Source organism: Microcoleus sp. Pol10D4, assembly GCF_036701555.1.
Classification (GTDB): Bacteria; Cyanobacteriota; Cyanobacteriia; order Cyanobacteriales; family Microcoleaceae; genus Microcoleus.
The window spans coordinates 279,133-295,859 of record NZ_JAUBRA010000001.1 but is presented as its reverse complement, the minus strand read 5'-3'; the positions used below and the strand labels follow the sequence as shown (position 1 = coordinate 295,859).

Annotated in this window: 12 protein-coding genes; 2 read left to right on the top strand and 10 right to left on the bottom strand. The window is 42.5% G+C overall.

The window, feature by feature from the left end:
• Window positions 1-58: 58 nt before the first annotated feature.
• The 9 genes from QUA36_RS01165 to QUA36_RS01125 form a co-directional block, all read right to left on the bottom strand.
• Window positions 59-3,712, bottom strand: a complete 3,654-nt coding sequence (locus QUA36_RS01165; RefSeq protein ID WP_333455035.1) for a tetratricopeptide repeat protein — start codon at window positions 3,710-3,712, stop codon at window positions 59-61.
• A 72-nt stretch (window positions 3,713-3,784) separates the two neighbouring features.
• Window positions 3,785-6,910, bottom strand: coding sequence for a class I SAM-dependent methyltransferase (locus tag QUA36_RS01160; protein WP_333455033.1), 3,126 nt, complete (start codon window positions 6,908-6,910; stop codon window positions 3,785-3,787).
• A gap of 107 nt (window positions 6,911-7,017) precedes the next feature.
• Entirely contained in the window at window positions 7,018-9,393 is a 2,376-nt protein-coding gene (locus QUA36_RS01155) for an FkbM family methyltransferase (RefSeq protein ID WP_333455031.1), read from the bottom strand.
• A 122-nt stretch (window positions 9,394-9,515) separates the two neighbouring features.
• Window positions 9,516-9,908 carry a tetratricopeptide repeat protein gene (locus QUA36_RS01150; protein ID WP_333455029.1) on the bottom strand — a complete coding sequence of 131 codons (393 nt, stop codon included), beginning with the start codon at window positions 9,906-9,908 and terminating at the stop codon, window positions 9,516-9,518.
• Between the two features lie 212 nt (window positions 9,909-10,120).
• A complete protein-coding gene (locus QUA36_RS01145) occupies window positions 10,121-10,273 on the bottom strand; it encodes a hypothetical protein (RefSeq protein ID WP_333455027.1) in 153 nt (50 codons plus the stop codon).
• A 115-nt stretch (window positions 10,274-10,388) separates the two neighbouring features.
• The gene (locus QUA36_RS01140) at window positions 10,389-11,144 is read right to left on the bottom strand and encodes a Uma2 family endonuclease (protein WP_333455025.1); all 756 of its coding nucleotides are present in this window, start codon (window positions 11,142-11,144) and stop codon (window positions 10,389-10,391) included.
• Window positions 11,145-11,324: 180 nt separating this feature from the next.
• Window positions 11,325-12,815 carry an MlaD family protein gene (locus QUA36_RS01135; RefSeq protein WP_333455023.1) on the bottom strand — a complete coding sequence of 497 codons (1,491 nt, stop codon included), beginning with the start codon at window positions 12,813-12,815 and terminating at the stop codon, window positions 11,325-11,327.
• 132 nt (window positions 12,816-12,947) lie between these two features.
• The gene (locus QUA36_RS01130) at window positions 12,948-13,328 is read right to left on the bottom strand and encodes a four helix bundle protein (RefSeq protein WP_333455022.1); all 381 of its coding nucleotides are present in this window, start codon (window positions 13,326-13,328) and stop codon (window positions 12,948-12,950) included.
• A 103-nt stretch (window positions 13,329-13,431) separates the two neighbouring features.
• Window positions 13,432-14,214 (bottom strand): ATP-binding cassette domain-containing protein, encoded by a 783-nt coding sequence (locus tag QUA36_RS01125; protein WP_333159639.1) that lies wholly within the window; start codon window positions 14,212-14,214, stop codon window positions 13,432-13,434.
• A gap of 171 nt (window positions 14,215-14,385) precedes the next feature.
• Between QUA36_RS01125 and QUA36_RS01120 the strand changes: the two genes are divergently transcribed.
• Together QUA36_RS01120 and tsaE are read left to right on the top strand one after the other, a co-directional pair.
• The gene (locus tag QUA36_RS01120; RefSeq protein ID WP_333159641.1) at window positions 14,386-15,786 is read left to right on the top strand and encodes a gluconeogenesis factor YvcK family protein; all 1,401 of its coding nucleotides are present in this window, start codon (window positions 14,386-14,388) and stop codon (window positions 15,784-15,786) included.
• Between the two features lie 133 nt (window positions 15,787-15,919).
• Window positions 15,920-16,369, top strand: a complete 450-nt coding sequence (gene tsaE / locus QUA36_RS01115; RefSeq protein WP_333455019.1) for a tRNA (adenosine(37)-N6)-threonylcarbamoyltransferase complex ATPase subunit type 1 TsaE — start codon at window positions 15,920-15,922, stop codon at window positions 16,367-16,369.
• 16 nt (window positions 16,370-16,385) lie between these two features.
• On the opposite strand, the gene QUA36_RS01110 is transcribed toward tsaE, so the two are convergent.
• Window positions 16,386-16,727, bottom strand: a complete 342-nt coding sequence (locus QUA36_RS01110) for a DUF5615 family PIN-like protein (RefSeq protein WP_333159645.1) — start codon at window positions 16,725-16,727, stop codon at window positions 16,386-16,388.

Here is a 16,727-nt window from a genome sequence, read left to right as displayed (position 1 = left end):
CTAAACGAAACAAAGCCTATGAAGGATTGCACAATTCCTACCCGGTTTTCAATGCCTGCTATTTGTACCCTATTGCCACAATATCGAAGTTTTCTCGCCGTACCTCTAAATCGCGGAAACCCGCTTGCTGGATTTTGTCACTAAGGCTCTTGGCTGTGAATGCTGTATTGTGAGCCATGTAGTAATTGCCTGAAGCGATCGCTTTCCTAAAACCATAAAACATATCAATGGCTGCGATCGGGCCAGCAGGAGAAATATATAGAGGAGAATCTTCTAAGTTGCCCTCAGCTACAGCCTCTGCTACTATCTGGATATCTGGAACAAGAATCATGGCGAAGCCGCCCGGCTTTAAGACGCGGTGGAATTCTGCTAAAACAAGCAGCACTTGATGATCGTAAACGTGTTCCACATTGTGAGATGAATAAACGGCATCAACTGACTCGCTGGGTACAGCACTCATGTCTGTGATTGAGCCGATGATATCCGGCCTCACAGCAGGGTCAATATCCAGTCGCACTTCTTGCCATTCATCGGTACGGAAGGTTTCAGGTAAACTATCTGGACGATAAGGCCCGCACCCAACATGGAGTACAGTCTTAGTTAAGCTATTTTGAAATAGAGCTTTTGGCAAGGTCAACGGTGCTGTTTCTTGTTGCTTTAGCCTTTCTTGCACAACTTGTTCGTAAAATTGCTCGAGTCCTTGGACACAGGTTTTGTCTTCATAAAGATAAGCATGACGATCGCTCATCGACTGCGAGATATCCTGTTGCCATTGAGGGTCTAATCCCAATTTCACGGCAATCTCAATATACTCTGCTTCATTTTGGGCGATCGTATCTGTCACTCCTAACATTTTCAAGATTCCACAGGACTGACGACCTCGCATCAGTTCACCCGCACAGGTCACAATAGGTAAATTGCAGGCAACTGCATCAAAAGTGGTGTGACCTCCCGAAAAACTTAAGGTATCCAGAAAAACATCTGAATTTAACATCAGGCTGGTGTAACTCTCCCAGTCTTGACCGGGCAAAAATACACAATAATCCTCGCTATTCAAATTAACTGCTGCAAAGGCTTTGTGCAACCGCTGGCGGAATTTTGTTTCTAGAGTTTTAGAGGCATCATTAGAAAACTTCGATCTAAAGACAAATACAAGCTGAGCTTGGGGAACTCGGCGAACTATTTCCACAAAGATATAATCGTACTGCGGTAAATATTTAAAACTCAATTGACAAGATAGATAGATGACAGCATTATCCCGAAGCTGAAAATCGGAACGAGTTTTAGTTGGTTTAGGAATCAACGGCTTTGGATAGGAAATTCCCAGATTTGGCAGCCGAACTAATTGTTCAGTATAGTGTTCTTGAGCATTTTCTGGTTCGAGCAAGTCACCCGACAAGAAGTAATCGATGGTTGGCAGTCCAGAACTCACGGGATGTCCCCAGGCAGTACATTGAATTGGAGCCAAACGCAGGGATGCCAATTGGGTTGTAGGTGCCCACATCCCAATAGCTAAAAATACTAGGATATGCAACTGGTCTTTAAATATTTGCTGACAAACTGCTTCTAAGTTGTCAGGGATGTAATAATAAAAATCACTTAACAACCTAATTTTTTGAGTGGTGGAACCTATGCCTAAATAAGAACCTGTATGGTAGCAGTAAATTTCAAACTTGTCTCTGTCGCAATTCTCTAGCCACCCTAATATCCATTTAGTTGCACTAGAATTACCCAGTGCATCCGAAAGATAACCAATCCGAATTTTTCCATTATTTTTAATGGGTGGCATCGGCATAGGAGCTACCCATGCAGAATAGTTAGCTGCCATAACTTTATGAATAAACTTCCCATACTGTTCTGGCAATTCTCGGTCGTGGTAACCTTGATAAGAGAGGAAAAAGGTTGCAGGGATGCTCGCCGTAGCGGTTAAGGCGCTTTTTCTGGCTTCATGACTGTCTAATTTAGTTCGATCGAGCGCATTTTGCAGTCCTAGAATAAATCGCTGACGGTAAAAAGCTATTTGTTCGTAATTTTCATAAAAGGAGGGCAATATTAATTGGTTTATGATATAAAGAGACAAATCATCGGGGTGAGAATTAGAGGCTTCTGTGGCGGTGGAAATTGCTTCTTGAATACGACCACTCTCATTCAAAAACTCAATCCTGATGCGGTAAAAAGCTGTCTCGTTTGGATAATTGTTGATGCCCTGTTGAATAATGCTGAGACTTTCTTCTTCCTGATTCAACTTATTTAAAGAAATTGCCAGGGTTAGATAATCATTTGGCTCTACTTCTTGATTAATTTCTAATAATTTTTTAAAATAATCAACAGCTTCTTCATAATTTCTGCGGCGATAGTAAGAATAACCAAAATAGCTCAATGACAAAGCTTTCTCTCCTTTAGCTTCATAAGCTAATCCTATATTGTTTAGAAGGTCAGGATCGCGAGGCTTGAGAGTCAAAGCTTTTAGGTAAGTCTCAATTGCTTCATCCCAACTACTATTAACCATTAGCGTATTGCCCAAATTTTGATAGCTGCCAAAATCATTTGGATTTTCTTGAATCGCTTGACGGTAAACATTTTCAGCTTCTTCGATGTGTCCTATTTGAAGCAAAATATTGCCGAGATTGTTGTAAGAGTCGGTATTTTTGGGATTGAGCGCGATCGCCTGCCGGTAAGCCTCAATTGCTTGCTCATAATTAGAGGTTTTTTCTAAAACCAAGCCAAAGCTATAATGAATTGCAGCTTTTGATGAGTCTATTTCTAAAGATTTTACAAGGGCATCCATTGCTTCTTGATAGCGTTCTGTCAGGTAGTAGATAATTCCCAAATTCATCCAAGCAGCCGCATTATTGCTTTCATAAAGCAATATTATTTTATACTTTTGCTCCGCTTCCGCATATCGATGCCCGTGAGTTAATACTCCCGCTTCTGTAAAAAGAGCATTTACTGATTCTTTCTGCTGCTTTAAGTGAGTTTCTCTCAGAGCTTCTATGACGACGTGACTCTTGCACTTATCTGTGAGACAATTCTCATTATTAATTCCATCAATACCCCAGCTTAAAATAGATATACCATTCCAAAAATTGTCATCACAGAACTTGACAGTCGGAAAATTAAGTACAATTTGACATCGCTCGTTAGTCGCTGTAAAATCTAAGATCGCTTGCTGAACATCCTCTGAGTTAGCATTACTTAAAATAATTATAGCTCGGTCAGCCAGAAAAGGTTTTACTAATAGCAAAGCTAATAGCTGAGAACGGTAGTCATAAGTCGCATCATAAAAATAAACACCAATTTTTTCATCCAGTCCTATCTGTTGCAGTTCGTCAAAAAATTCCTCAAAATCTTGATTGCAAAAAAATACTTGATCCTGTAAATTAAATTGAGATAGATTATTTGTCAGTTTTTCAAAGTTTTCAGCGGAATCGTCAAATTCGGAAAAATTATCTACGGCATAAGCCATACAGTCTGGATGATCCAGGAGGGTACCAATTAAACTAGCTCCCCGCAAGCAGCCAATCTCACAATATACTTCCCCAGGTTCCATGCAGTCTATGGCAAAATTAAGCAACTGCATAATATTTGCTGTCGTCATTCCCTCCACTTGTTCAAGTACCTTCCCAAATCTCTGAGACTTCGGCTGCACGGAGGGGAAATTCCAATTATCGTAAAAATTGGGAAGCTGTTCGATAAATCTTTGAAAGTCCATAGAAATGTAATCCTTAAGTTAGATGGGTCAGTTGCCGGTGTCCGTGTCTTCTTTCTAATAGACAAAATTATACTATTGCATATGCCATGCTCCGGTTTCTAATTGAACAACTTTCTTGTTGCTGAAGCTATCCAGTTCATATGAAGGAAGAGTTGTGGCTTTCTGATATGCGATCGCCTCTCTATTTTCCTTTTCCCAAAGCATTCTTCCATAAAGACGTGGCATCAGAGCTTCCCACTGAATTTCACTTAATTGTCTTATCAGGGAAATTTCCGACCCTTCGGAGATATCTAGATCTTCTTCCATCAGCAGATTCATCGCCACACTAGACAAAGCTAAATAAGCATCTTCGTCATTAATGTTGCTGTAGTATATCATGAGAGTGATCTTACTTTTGTCTGGGTGAGTTGCGATCGCCCTCACTACTCGTTCCAATTCTAAACCAAGAGACTCTTCTGGCTGCGTCCAATTTGGAAAAATAATTAGATTAATTTCTTTCAAGTTTAAACGCACTAAAGTTGCGTCAATTAGCGCTGAACTAACCGTTGTCGCCATTTTTGACCAAGAGAACTTTTTGGCTTGTTCCAACCCAGCCGCGATTAATGAGTTGCGAACCTTCGGTTTTTGTACCTCGCAAAGTGCATCGGCTAAACCCTCAACATCCCGATCGTTCACATATAATGCCGCCTCGCCTGCAACTTCTGGAAGAGAAGAATTAGGACAAGTAATGACAGGACAACCGCAGGCGATCGCCTCCAGTATAGGCAAGCCAAATCCTTCATATTTTGATGGATAAACCAATGCAACAGCACCAGCATAAGCTAATCTCAACTCCTCATCATTGAGTTGCAGCTTGTGAACTACACAACCTGAAGTATAAGCTCTCAATTCGGATTCTAATAACACTCCACTCCCTGTACACACAATTTCAAAACCTTGTTTGCTGGCAAGTTGACCAAAAGCTTGAAAGAATAATTTAATATTTTTATAGTCCGATCCACCTCCGACAGAAATAAAGTAGGGTTTGGATATCCCATACTTGGTTTTAAAACTATTAATATCTTCTTGGCGCGCTGGTGAAAAAATACTTGAAAGTCCACAGTGAGCAACTGTTACCAACTCTGAAGAAATCTCGGAAAAGAACTTTATCAGATCACGCGCTGTATTTTTTGAAATTGAAATGTATGCAGATGCGTGGCGAATCGCATAGTGCTTTTCTTGCCACATAGGTTCATTAAAATTCGCTCCTAAAACTTCAGGAATCATGTCATAAGCCATGAACACAGAAGGGGTTGATAGTGGCGTTGTATAGTAAGTGGAGATAAATAAATCAGCACCTTCCTCATCGCAGACTTGCTGCAACATTTCGCGGTCAGCATCCGTGCTTCCGTAGTCATAAAGTGGTACATTGCGATACCAGATTCCAGAAAATTTTGGTGCAGTTCCAGCCCTGTCAAGAACTACGATATGCTTGGTAAAACCGTTTTTGGCCCATTCTTCTAGCAAAGATTTCCAGACACGAGCAATTCCTGTGCTGTAGAGTTGGAAAAACACGCCATCAATGATAATTTTAGGATCTTCCCTGGGGCTTATTAAAGTTTTATTTTGTAAATCATCTGATCCTAGAAAATGCCAACCCGCGCCTTTAAGTTCTTTCTGTGCGATCGGAACTACACCGCAGGACTCGGCAGTATCAACGGTTGTTTCATCCTGCACCCAGCCTAAATACTGGCGTAATAGAGCTGGAAATTTAGTCTGCTGCTGCAAAGCTGTCCATTGCGAGAGAGCATTGGTATAGCCATAATATTGTTCTTTAAACCTCAATTGTTCTGGTATCACATAAGCAAAGTGCTGGAAAACTAATCCGAGGTTTTCTGTTTCTTCGTGTCGAAAAACATTGAACTCTGCCACATTTCTCAAATCACCATTGGGTAAAGGTTCAGCTAAGATGGGGGGTTCATGACGTACCCAGGCGTGACCAGGCTTGAACCTCCAAGTTCGCAACCATTCTTGTGCTGGGTTCTGAGCATAACAGTTGCGAGTGCTAATAACCAGATTCTCTCCGACAAAATACCAACACCAATAAAAAGCAGCGGTTTTTTCAGGATTATTGATGAACATATATCGGGCAGTACACAGTTGCTCAACAGTCCACAATTCATCCACATCCACTTGCCACAGCAAACACTCCTCGCGAATATTAGGTAGTGGTGCATTCACCATTTCACGTTTGCCTTCCCAGAAAATACCCTCTGGTTTACGATAAACAGTAACATTTTCTGGATATAGCTGTGCCAGTTCGTCTAGGTATTCTGCTGTGCCGTCATTGCTGCGTCCCTGGGAGTGGATTTCGTCGGTAATACGTCCGCCATTTCCCAAAGACCACGCTGTATCATGCTTCAAGTCCGCTACACCCTCGACTATATGCCAATGCCATTTATAGGGGAGTTGTTTAAATACTTCTATGTGATACTCGATGAATGGTTCACCATTGAGGACAATAGTAAAGAAGTGAATCGGTAATTCGGGTGATGAAGTAGGGGAGAAAGCAGTAGAAATTTTTTGACCGCAGGCGAGAGTGGACGAATACTCATGATTGAGCAAGCGATGTTTGGCAATATTGTGCCATACACGTTCCGAACCAGGCCAAGTAGGTACAACGTCGTGAAACGCTATCCATCCCCCATCTTTGACTAGGGGGAGTGACTGCTCATAGTCTTTCAAAACGTCTAAAAACTGATGAGAACCATCAATAAAAATAAAATCAATAGCTTTGTCTCCTGTTAATCCTTCCCACTGGCTTAATATTTCATGCGAATAACCCCGCAATGGTACTACATATTGAGATAATCCATTTTTTTCTATATTTTCTTGCCATATATCAAAAAAGTTTCTGTCCACAAAGTCCGTATCATTTCCGTCCCATGTATCTATGCAATAAATTTTTCGATTAGTGCCTATGCAGGCATAGGACATGGCAACGGTGGAGCGTCCTTTGTACGCTCCTATTTCAACGATTACAGCATCATTGGGGAGGGACTTTACTTTATTAAAAAGGTACTCTTCTTGCCCTGGAACCATGAAACCTTCAATGGCTTCAACAGCAGACTGAATGGTTGTATAGCTGACTGGGTGAACAGTAACTTTTTTGAACATAGCGTAGGCATTTATATCCGAATTTGAAATATTATTGTCCATTTTTACAGCCTGTCTTTACCTTGTTTGTTGGATTACCGTTTCCTTAGATTAGGCATCTGACCACTTAAAACTTTAAATTATTTTCATTAAATGCCTAATTACTAAAATTATATGTAGCAGGTAAATTGTCCTTCATATTTAGAAAAAAAGTTAGTGATATAAATCAAGGCTTCTTGAGGAGATAAATTATGAACTTGCTCTATATCAGCATTCCACGGAAATTTATTTTTCCGGTCGGGTTTATCAAGATACCCCCTTCTGTAGGCTTCCTCTGGTGTAAGTGAAGTTACTGGACTGATTTCTTGAGGAATCAAGAAAGCATTATTATAATGTAACTCTACGATAGCATAGTTATACTGTTGGCACAGAATATTTAACTGTGAAATACTTTGACCAAAAAAGTGATCGTTATTCCAAACATAATTGGGGCTATAGTTAACAGTAAACTTTACAGGTGGTGGGATCTTTTCATTTATTTCTACGCTAATCAACAAAGGTCTAAATGAACTAAGTATTTTGTCTAATACAAAATAATCATAACCATCTATATCAAGATTGAGCAAACTAAATTTTTCTGGGACTTGATGTGTTTTCATAAGAGAAACTACGTTTTCAGGTGTCACCATGCACTTACTTAAGTTTACTTTTTCAAATTCTGTATACCTAAGTGCTAATTTGGTAAATAGTTGGCTATCATATTCTACTGCTAACCCACTCCACCCTTGCTTGTATAAAAAATAAGTGTTTGACATAGTTATCCCATCACTAGCAGCTATATCGACACAGTATTTGTGTTCTATATTTAATAGGTTTAAATATTTATCAATAATAGTTTCTTCGTCTAAATATGAATATTTCTGAGTAGGAGCGTCTACATTTTGGGTGTCTGGGATTTTAGGGTTAGCTAGCATCAATACCTTAACAAATGCTTGAAAATCGGAGGCATAACGCTGACAAGCTGTTGCAAATTCCAGGGTAGATTGTTCGTAGGGTAGACAATCTAAAATGCTTTGAAGAACTTGTAACAGTAAATCGGAATTAACGGGGTACAACTCCGAGCGCAACAACTCAACAATTCCCAAGGATATTAAGTCTTGATTGGTAAAACTATTCATATTAATAGAAAGAGCGACAATCTTTAACAAATTATTTATGTCGGTGGGATCTAATTCCCGGATGTGTTGCCGGAGTATGCGAGCAACAGCATAGTCGGTGACTCTTTCTCGGCGCTGTGCTTCTGTTTGTATAACTCCTATTAGTTCAGATGTGCATTCTTCGATTTGTTCTGCATTCTCCTCAAGTATACCGGTGAACCAGACTGTTAGAGCTTCGGCTTCTTGCTCTTGTAAAAGCAGCATCAACCCCAAATGCCAATAGTGGGATTTGATGTTTGGTTCAGCTTCTATAGCTTGCTCATATATACTCGCTGCTTTAGGATACTCTCCTAACAACAAGCATGAATTACCTCTTTGTTGCCAATTACTTTGATCGTTTAACACAGATGTGGCACTGTAACCGCTGCTGTAATCTCGAATTTTAGCAATAATAGGCAATGAACTTAGTCCCAGCTTAACTAGCTCTGGAATTCCCGCTAAGCTCTCTATAATATTGTCAGCCAAGTTATATCTTATATCGTCGCCATATTGCAGGGTCAAATACGCTAGAAGTTCCAAAGCATAGTCAGGAAAGTTCATAACATCAGCGATACAAGCTAATTTTAGTATTTGATCTGGTGTCTTTAACTCTGTATTCAAGTCTTCCCGAATCAGATCCCGAAAATAAAAAGCATCAGACCAGACTAAGGCTCCATAATGGTCCGGTGACACTACAGGCATTCGGCGACCGTCACGATGTATATTACATAAATCAAAAAGTGTAAATCCTTGTTCTCTAAGGTACACATCTACATCCCCAAACAAAGGTTGACCCTTGTATATTTCTGTAAACTCTACTTCTGTTACAATCGCTAGCGTGCTGCTTTTTAAAATCTTAGAACCTCCTTTTAAAACCAGAAGCTCTGCCCCCTGAACGTCTAATTGTATAAAATCAATCTCGTTAACTGCTTCTGATTGGCAAAAAAAATCTAAAGTTGTTATCTCAACTTCCGCTGTAGAAACTAGCTCAATTAGCTGAGAATTTCCGACAAACCGCTCAATATAGAAATCGCTGGGAGGATATAGTGAACTGCAACCTGGGTATTTAGTAATGTAAATGGTGGATGTTCCGACCGAATTTCCCAGAGCTAGTGGAATATGTTTTTCAGTCCAATTTATTTTTCGAGCTTCTATCGTGGCGTTAGCCTCATGACAAGCAGCTTCATCAGCATCGAATCCATAGATAGTAAGATTGGGTGCAAAAATATCCCACCCCTGACTCCCATAGTCATCTTTGTCTGCGATCTTACGAGAGCCAACGAGGCATAGTGTTACGTGAATATTATTTAAATGCCCGCTTTTCTTTAGGCTCGGAACGAAAATTGCCATGCTATAACCTTGAGATAAAATAAAATGATAATTAACGATGATATGGGTAGATATTGCGATGGTAGGGGAGATTGCACAGAAGCCAATGGAGTAGATACATCTGAACTCCTCACTTTCCGCTACTACTTCTGCTTCGCCTGCTCCAACAGCGCCTTATAATCAGTCCGATCGGGATTTAGCTTCACCAACTTCTCCAAAGGCTCGATCGCCCCCACCTTATTATTCATCTGCAACCGCACATTGGCCAATCCCTCCAGAGCCGTCGGATTTTGCGGTTCCCGCTGCAAAACCGTCTCATATCCCCGTTCCTGCGCCGCTAGCAAAGATTCCTGAGAAACTGCTACCGGAGCAGATTTTTGCTGGTGCTGGCTGCTCAAACCGCTGCCGAACAGACTCACCATACCAAAAATTGCCGAACCACCAAAGCCAACCATTGATACTAACGCAAAAATCTGCTTAATTCGATCGCTCCGATGAACCCGACTATCACTAGATTTTTTTTGTGTGCTTTCCATTGCTAACTCTTGGTGTCGCTGTTTTCCAGGCACTCGCAAAGCACCTAATCTCTAGAATGCCCAAGTTCGATCGCAAAACGATCGCCCTTCGCCATTTAAAATTTGAAACCAATTATAGCTCCCACACAAAATCTAAGATTTGTCAAGGACATTTAGGTAACAATAACACGCGGGCGATCTCGATCGGTGAAGGGCGATCGCACCCTTACTTTTTAGCCGTTACTCTCAGGCAATTCGCCAAACCGAGCTCGGTAACGCGCTAGCAAAGATTCGAGTTCAGGATCACGCTGACGTTCCGCTTCTAGTGCTGAGGCTAAGTCATCAGGAAGCCGATCTAATTTTTCTTCTAATGTTGTTGCAGTCATGTCGATCGCTCCTTAATGGTGGTTATTTTTAATCTAAAACGCCCTGGCTGACTCGATTGTGCAATCAAAATGGGATTGGATTAATGGCCGAAAGGTCGATCAACCTTTCACACCTTCAAATGCCATCAGGATCGATACCCTGACTCCTCAAGTATGCCATTAGTCGATCGGCGCGCTGGCGTTCCTCTTCGGCCCTCTGGCGTTCCTGTTCCACCCGTTCCGCACCCCACAGCAGCAAATTGCCATTCTCATCCCACCAGCGCAACCAATAACCCGTTCTCTGAGATTTTTCACCTTCCCAAACCCCCAGAAATAAACCCATTGATTCTATCCAGAATCGCTGATTAGTATCCGGTTCTTGCAATTCGTACTCTCCCGAATTCGATAGTCTGTACACTTCCAAAACTCCCGATTTTGGTTCAAAAATTACATAAATCGGCACTTGCAAAATTCGCTCATAAAACCGCCATTTTCCGTAAGAATATGTCGGTTTATTTGAATATTCACTGCCGTCAGTATCCGATAAAAATTCCATTACTACTGCGGGGACTTCTCCCTCAGCATTGGGCGTATAACTGCGACGAACTTCTCCTGGTTCTGCTGGCAATACCGAGGGAACGTACACCCAATCTGGTGCTTTTACTACTGTTTTGTCGTTAACTTTGGCACACAGTCCAAAATTGGAAGCTACTAGCATTGAAGCTAGGATAAATCCTGCGATATCCAAGGCTTCTCGGAGGGCCGCGGCTAAAAGTGGTTGGTCGATGTTTTCAACAGGAGCGTCGGGTAATTTAAAGTCGCCTGGCAATTTTTCCCAAGTTATAGTATACTTGTTTTTTGTTTCTTCCGGTTTCGATAATGTTTGCGTCATTGGTTTTCTCGGTTTCGCTTCACACAGTTTTTTTAAATAGGATTTGCACAAGAACTTTAATATCGGGGTGTGCAATGCACACCCTACTAACTAGCTGTAATCGTGGTGCATTACGCACCTTACTAACTAGAGGAAGTCACGAATCTTGCAATAATTGCGGTTATTCAATGATACCCTGTTTTAAGGAGTATTTTCGGGAGCAAATGGTTCTGCTGATCTTGCAGTTTGAGAAGGTATAACAGGCAATTTTGGCTGTTTTTGCAAGCTGGGAAATCCAGGCTCTACTGATTGATTTCTGGCAGGCGTACTCGCATTTACTTTCTCAGAAAGGGGAGCTAATGTTTGAGTAACTTTAACTTGCTGTCGCAGTTGTTCTGTCGAACCCAACAAGCCTCCTAATCCGTTGAACAACCTGCGAATATTGTTGCGGAAAGCCGGATCTCCCGTCAAATCATCCACGTCGGAAGTAATTTTCTGCACGTTCTGAAAGGTAGCTCGTGCAGAATCTAGAGTTTGCTGCAATAATAACAAAGTGGCGGGATTATTTACCTGGCTGGATAAATCTCGCAAATTACTAGAAGCTTGGGCAGCATTCGCTGATAAAACTTCTAAATTGTTCAGCAATTGTCCTTGGTTGATTCGATTAATTGTCGGACTCAAACTGCTGACAGCTACCCGCAGTTCCTGACTGCTTTGATTGATGTTATTTAGAGTTGAGACTAAACTGCCGCGGTTGGTTGCTACTAAAGAATTGACTTGGTTGGCTGTTAATGTAATTTGATTGGCTGCTTGAGTTACTGAATTAGCAGAATTTATCGCAGCGGCAGATACGGCTTTTGTGGAAGTGTCCGCCGTAGCTGCTACTTTAGAAACATCAGCGGCAATTCCTGATATTTCCCCTTTTAGCGATTGATTTAAACTGCTGGCTTCTCCCTTTAATGATTGATTTAAACTGCTGGCTTCTCCCTTTAATGATTGATTCAAACTGGCTATTTCGGTTTTAACCGATTGATTCAATGTCCCAATGTCTCCCCTGACAGATTGATTTAAATTTTTGATTTCGGTTTGGGCAGTTTGAGTTAAATTCGATAAATCTTGAGTGAGTTTAGCTGCACCTTTAGCTGTGTTAGCTGTATTTTCTGCCAGGGATTTAATATTGTTGAACAGCGCAGGGTCAGTGTAGAAATTAGCTAGGCGGACTGTGGATTTAATTAGTTCGTCGATAGTGACTCCAGCTTGACCTTTTAAGCGCGAATTTTGGCAGATAATCTCAGGGGGACAGTCGGCACTAACGGGATTGGCGGTAAGTAAGGATTCTGGCAAAATCGAGTTGGGGGTAATGTCGATCGACGATTCGCCAATTAAACCCGATTTATTCGCTTCGATCGTAACATCCCTGGGAATCACTAAAGTACCGGGGGCAATCTCCAGCGTCACGTCTACGCCGTTGGAACCCGGTTTGAGGGCGGTAATTTTACCGACTGCAACCCCACGATACCTGATGGGCGTGCCTATTTGCATTCCTTGGGCGCTGCCAAATTCTACGGCGAATTTGTAGCTGCGGTTCCCTAGCTGCACGCCCCGCAGCCAGAGCACTAAGCCGCCAAATAAACCGATTCCTACTAAAATTAAGAACCCGACAGAACCTTCTCTTACAGTTCGCGATCGCATATTACCTCCTTAGTCATTGGTCATTAGTCATTAGTCATTAGTCATTAGTCATTAGTCATTAGTCATTAGTCATTAGTCATTAGTCATTAGTCATTAGTTGTTAGTTGTTAGCCCTCAGTTATTATTTGTGAGTTATTGATCGTGATTTTTAGGGGATGCTCCGATAGATTGTAGGTAGGAGTTTAATTGAGGAGCTAAGTCATTAATGATTGCTGTGAATATATTGACTTGTTCAACAGTTAAAAGGTTTCGAGTGTAAGCTCGTCTCAACCAGTGTTGAGTTTCATATAAAGAACCTCTAGCTATCTTGACAAAACGTTTATTGTCTTGATAGCTGCCTCGTCCGACTCCTTCTGCTATGTTAGCACCGACGCTATCGGCTGAACGGACAATTTGTTGGCCGATCGTATTTTTTGGAAATGGCTCGCAAGTGTTAACAGTTGTCCAAATTTCATCAGCTAGTCGTTCTGATAATTTATAAACCCGCAACTCCTGAAAACTTTTTGTAGCCATATTACCTCGACTTTAATGACTAATGACTAATGACTAATGACTAATAACTAATGACTAATAACTAATGACTAATGACTAATGACTAATGACTAATAACTAATGACTATCCAAGCGCTTGAATAGGCCCAGTAACACTGCCGCTAAAAAATTGTCTGATCAGTAAATTATCTGTCGATGCAATGTCATTGACGGTTCCCTCCCACTGCACTTTGCCTTGATAAAGAAACACGATGCGATCGGCAGTGCGGCGGATGGTACTGTCTTGGTGAGTGACGATCGCATAAGTGCTGCAAACACCTTGGGCCGCCTGCAAGTCGCGGATTAAATCTTCAATTACCGTCGAAGCGATCGGATCTAAACCCGCCGTCGGTTCGTCGTACAGCAAAACCTCTGGATTATCCCTGTCATTATCAGGATTCGCCATGATAGCGCGGGCAAAACTTACCCGCTTCCTCATTCCCCCAGACAACTGCGCCGGATAGCGTTCGCCAATTCGCGGCAAACCCACCATCTCCAACTTTTCCTGCACCAATTCCCGAATGCGGCGGCGCGGCAGCTTAGAATGCTGGTAAAGTAAAAAACCGACATTCTCCTCCACCGTCAGCGAATCAAACAAAGCCGCTTGCTGAAACACCATCCCAATTCCGATCGGATCTGCCACGTCGTCCACCCATCCGACCCTGCGCTGTCCCTGAACAAAAACCTCACCGGCATCCGGGGCCAACAAACCCGCAATTATCCGCAGAATCGTAGATTTCCCCGTCCCGGAAGGGCCAATAATTGCCAGGGCTTCTCCCCGATAAATCCTCAGATCGACTCGATCGAGGATCGGGTTCTGGCCGAAGGACTTACTTACCCCCTTGAGTTCGATTAGTGGCTCAGCCATAAAATGTTATCAATAAGTTATTAGTCCTCAGTCCTCAGTCTAGCTAATGACTAATGACTCCTGACTAATGATTAATGACTAATAACTAAAATTGACTGCCAAAATCAAAACTCTCTTGTATTGTAAATTTGTCAGCTCGAGCTGTTCCAATACCCTTAAGACTAATTAACCATGTCAATTAGTTCACTTCCTAAAGCCCTCCGTGTCTTGGCTAAAGCCAAGCAGGTTTTTGCCCAATCCAGAAATCCTTACCCCCCTTCTTTGCGGCACGGGCGAGTTCACCAGTGGTTTAAGTGGTTAGCCCCCGGACTTTTAGTGAAACGGTGGCTGCTGATCAGTGCCAGCGGCGTGGTACTTGCCACTTTGGGTTTAGCAATTTGGACTGGGATGACTCCCATTTTCTTCTTATTGCAATTGTTGAGAAATTTTTTGGCGTGGATTGCGGAAGTTATTCCCAATTACGTGTCGGGGCCGATCATCATTGCTGGCGGGATTTTGTTAATTCTGTGGGGGCAAACTCGCAGTTTGAACTCTATTACTCAAGTGTTGATGCCCGAAGGGAATGAGGAATTGGTCGATCGACTTCTCAACCACCGCCGCTTGCACCGCGGCCCGAAAATTGTGGCAATTGGGGGCGGTACGGGTCTTTCTAATTTGCTCAGGGGATTGAAGGATTACAGCGCCAAAATCACTGCTATTGTCACGGTGGCGGATGATGGGGGGTCTTCCGGGCGGCTGCGACGGGAAATTGGGGTATTGCCGCCGGGAGACATTCGCAATTGTTTGGCGGCTTTGGCAGATGAGGAAAAGTTATTAACTGAGTTATTTCAATATCGTTTCAGGGCTGGTGACGGTTTGGTGGGTCACAGTTTTGGGAATTTGTTTTTGACGGCGATGAGCGATATTGCTGGAGATTTGGAACAGGCGATCGCCGCGAGTTCTAAAGTTTTAGCAGTTAGGGGAGAGGTGCTGCCGGCTACTCTGAGCGATGTTTCTTTGTGGGCAGAGCTCGCTGACGGCCGGAGGATTGAGGGGGAGTCCAGCATTACAAAAGCTAACGGGCAAATCATCAAAATTGGCTGCACTCCTGCTAATCCTCCGGCGTTGCCCAGGGTAGCCCAAGCACTTCGGGAAGCGGATTTTATTATTATTGGGCCGGGGAGTCTTTATACGAGTGTCATTCCGAATTTGTTGGTGCCGGAAATTGCTGATGCGATCGCCAACAGCGAAGTTCCGCGCATTTATGTTTGCAATATTATGACTCAGCCGGGGGAAACAGACGGATACAGTGTTGCAGACCACATTCGGGCGATCGACCGCGCTTGCGGCAGGCCGCTGTTCGATGCTGTAGTAGTTCAAGGAAAAGTCCCTTCTGCAAAAGCTTTGATCCGCTATTCTCAGGAGAATTCTTATCCGGTTGTACTCGATCGAGAAGCCGTGACGCAATTGGGGCGGCGAGTTGTCATCGCCAATGTCATGGATGAAGATCAAAATACGGGTTTAATTCGCCACAATTCTCAAAGGTTGGCGGGGATGTTGCTGCGTTGGTACGGCCGCGCACAAAACATTTAAGCTGCTGAATGTTGACTGTTGACTGTTGACTGTTGACTAATGTTATTAGTTATTGGTTATTGGCAGCCACCAGCGAGTAAAAATAACAAATAACAAATAACAAATAATAAATGACTAATGACTAATTATTGAAATGAAAACTTTGCTTCCCGATTCTGAGGCTACGCGCAAGTTTGGTGCTGCGTTAGGTCGATCGCTCCCCCCCGGCACTGTAATCTTATTACAAGGAGATTTAGGTGCTGGCAAAACTACCTTGGTTCAAGGTATCGCTGAAGGTTTAGGAATATCAGACTCGGTTGAGAGTCCTACTTTTACGCTGATTAACGAGTATTTTGAAGGGCGAGTTCCGCTGTATCATCTAGATTTATATAGACTAGAACCCGAAGAAGTGGAGGCTTTGCACTTAGAAAGTTATTGGGACGGGTTAGAAATGGATTTGGGAATTGTGGCGATCGAATGGCCGGAAAGATTGCAGTACAAACCAGATAATTATTTGCAAATTTCTTTAAGTTATCTATATAACGGGCGGCAAATTGAAGTGATTAGTAATGGCGACTTATTGGATGGGCAATGGGAAATTTGAGAAAAGGCGATCGAATTTACTGTGGCGGGCGGTTGACTCGAATCAATTTACCTCTCAAAGTTTCCTCACCAGCAATAGCATCATTAATGCGTGTTGCCAACTTTTCTACGTTCCTATCTTTGGTACAAACAATAATACCAGCGTGGTCGGGCTGCCGGTTGTGCAGTCCGATAAAATCAAACCGATTTAATGTCAAAACAGCTCTATCTTTGCTTATAGCAAATGCTAGCACCTCTGGATCTGGAATCCCAAGTCCTGCTTTTCCTGCTTCCTGAACCGTCAGGATATTGTGACCAAAAGCGCGCAGCAATTGCACAACGGGCAAAGGAAATTGTTCGTCTGCATACAAATTCAGCAT

Bases quoted from the DNA above. Each gene is read 5' to 3' on its own strand.
- QUA36_RS01165 (WP_333455035.1), bottom strand. From the start codon at position 3,712: ATGGACTTTCAAAGATTTATCGAACAGCTTCCCAATTTTTACGATAAT.
- QUA36_RS01160 (WP_333455033.1), bottom strand. From the start codon at position 6,910: ATGGACAATAATATTTCAAATTCGGATATAAATGCCTACGCTATGTTC.
- QUA36_RS01155 (WP_333455031.1), bottom strand. From the start codon at position 9,393: ATGGCAATTTTCGTTCCGAGCCTAAAGAAAAGCGGGCATTTAAATAAT.
- QUA36_RS01150 (WP_333455029.1), bottom strand. From the start codon at position 9,908: ATGGAAAGCACACAAAAAAAATCTAGTGATAGTCGGGTTCATCGGAGC.
- QUA36_RS01145 (WP_333455027.1), bottom strand. From the start codon at position 10,273: ATGACTGCAACAACATTAGAAGAAAAATTAGATCGGCTTCCTGATGAC.
- QUA36_RS01140 (WP_333455025.1), bottom strand. From the start codon at position 11,144: ATGACGCAAACATTATCGAAACCGGAAGAAACAAAAAACAAGTATACT.
- QUA36_RS01135 (WP_333455023.1), bottom strand. From the start codon at position 12,815: ATGCGATCGCGAACTGTAAGAGAAGGTTCTGTCGGGTTCTTAATTTTA.
- QUA36_RS01130 (WP_333455022.1), bottom strand. From the start codon at position 13,328: ATGGCTACAAAAAGTTTTCAGGAGTTGCGGGTTTATAAATTATCAGAA.
- QUA36_RS01125 (WP_333159639.1), bottom strand. From the start codon at position 14,214: ATGGCTGAGCCACTAATCGAACTCAAGGGGGTAAGTAAGTCCTTCGGC.
- QUA36_RS01120 (WP_333159641.1), top strand. From the start codon at position 14,386: ATGTCAATTAGTTCACTTCCTAAAGCCCTCCGTGTCTTGGCTAAAGCC.
- tsaE (WP_333455019.1), top strand. From the start codon at position 15,920: ATGAAAACTTTGCTTCCCGATTCTGAGGCTACGCGCAAGTTTGGTGCT.
- QUA36_RS01110 (WP_333159645.1), bottom strand. From the start codon at position 16,727: ATGCTGAATTTGTATGCAGACGAACAATTTCCTTTGCCCGTTGTGCAA.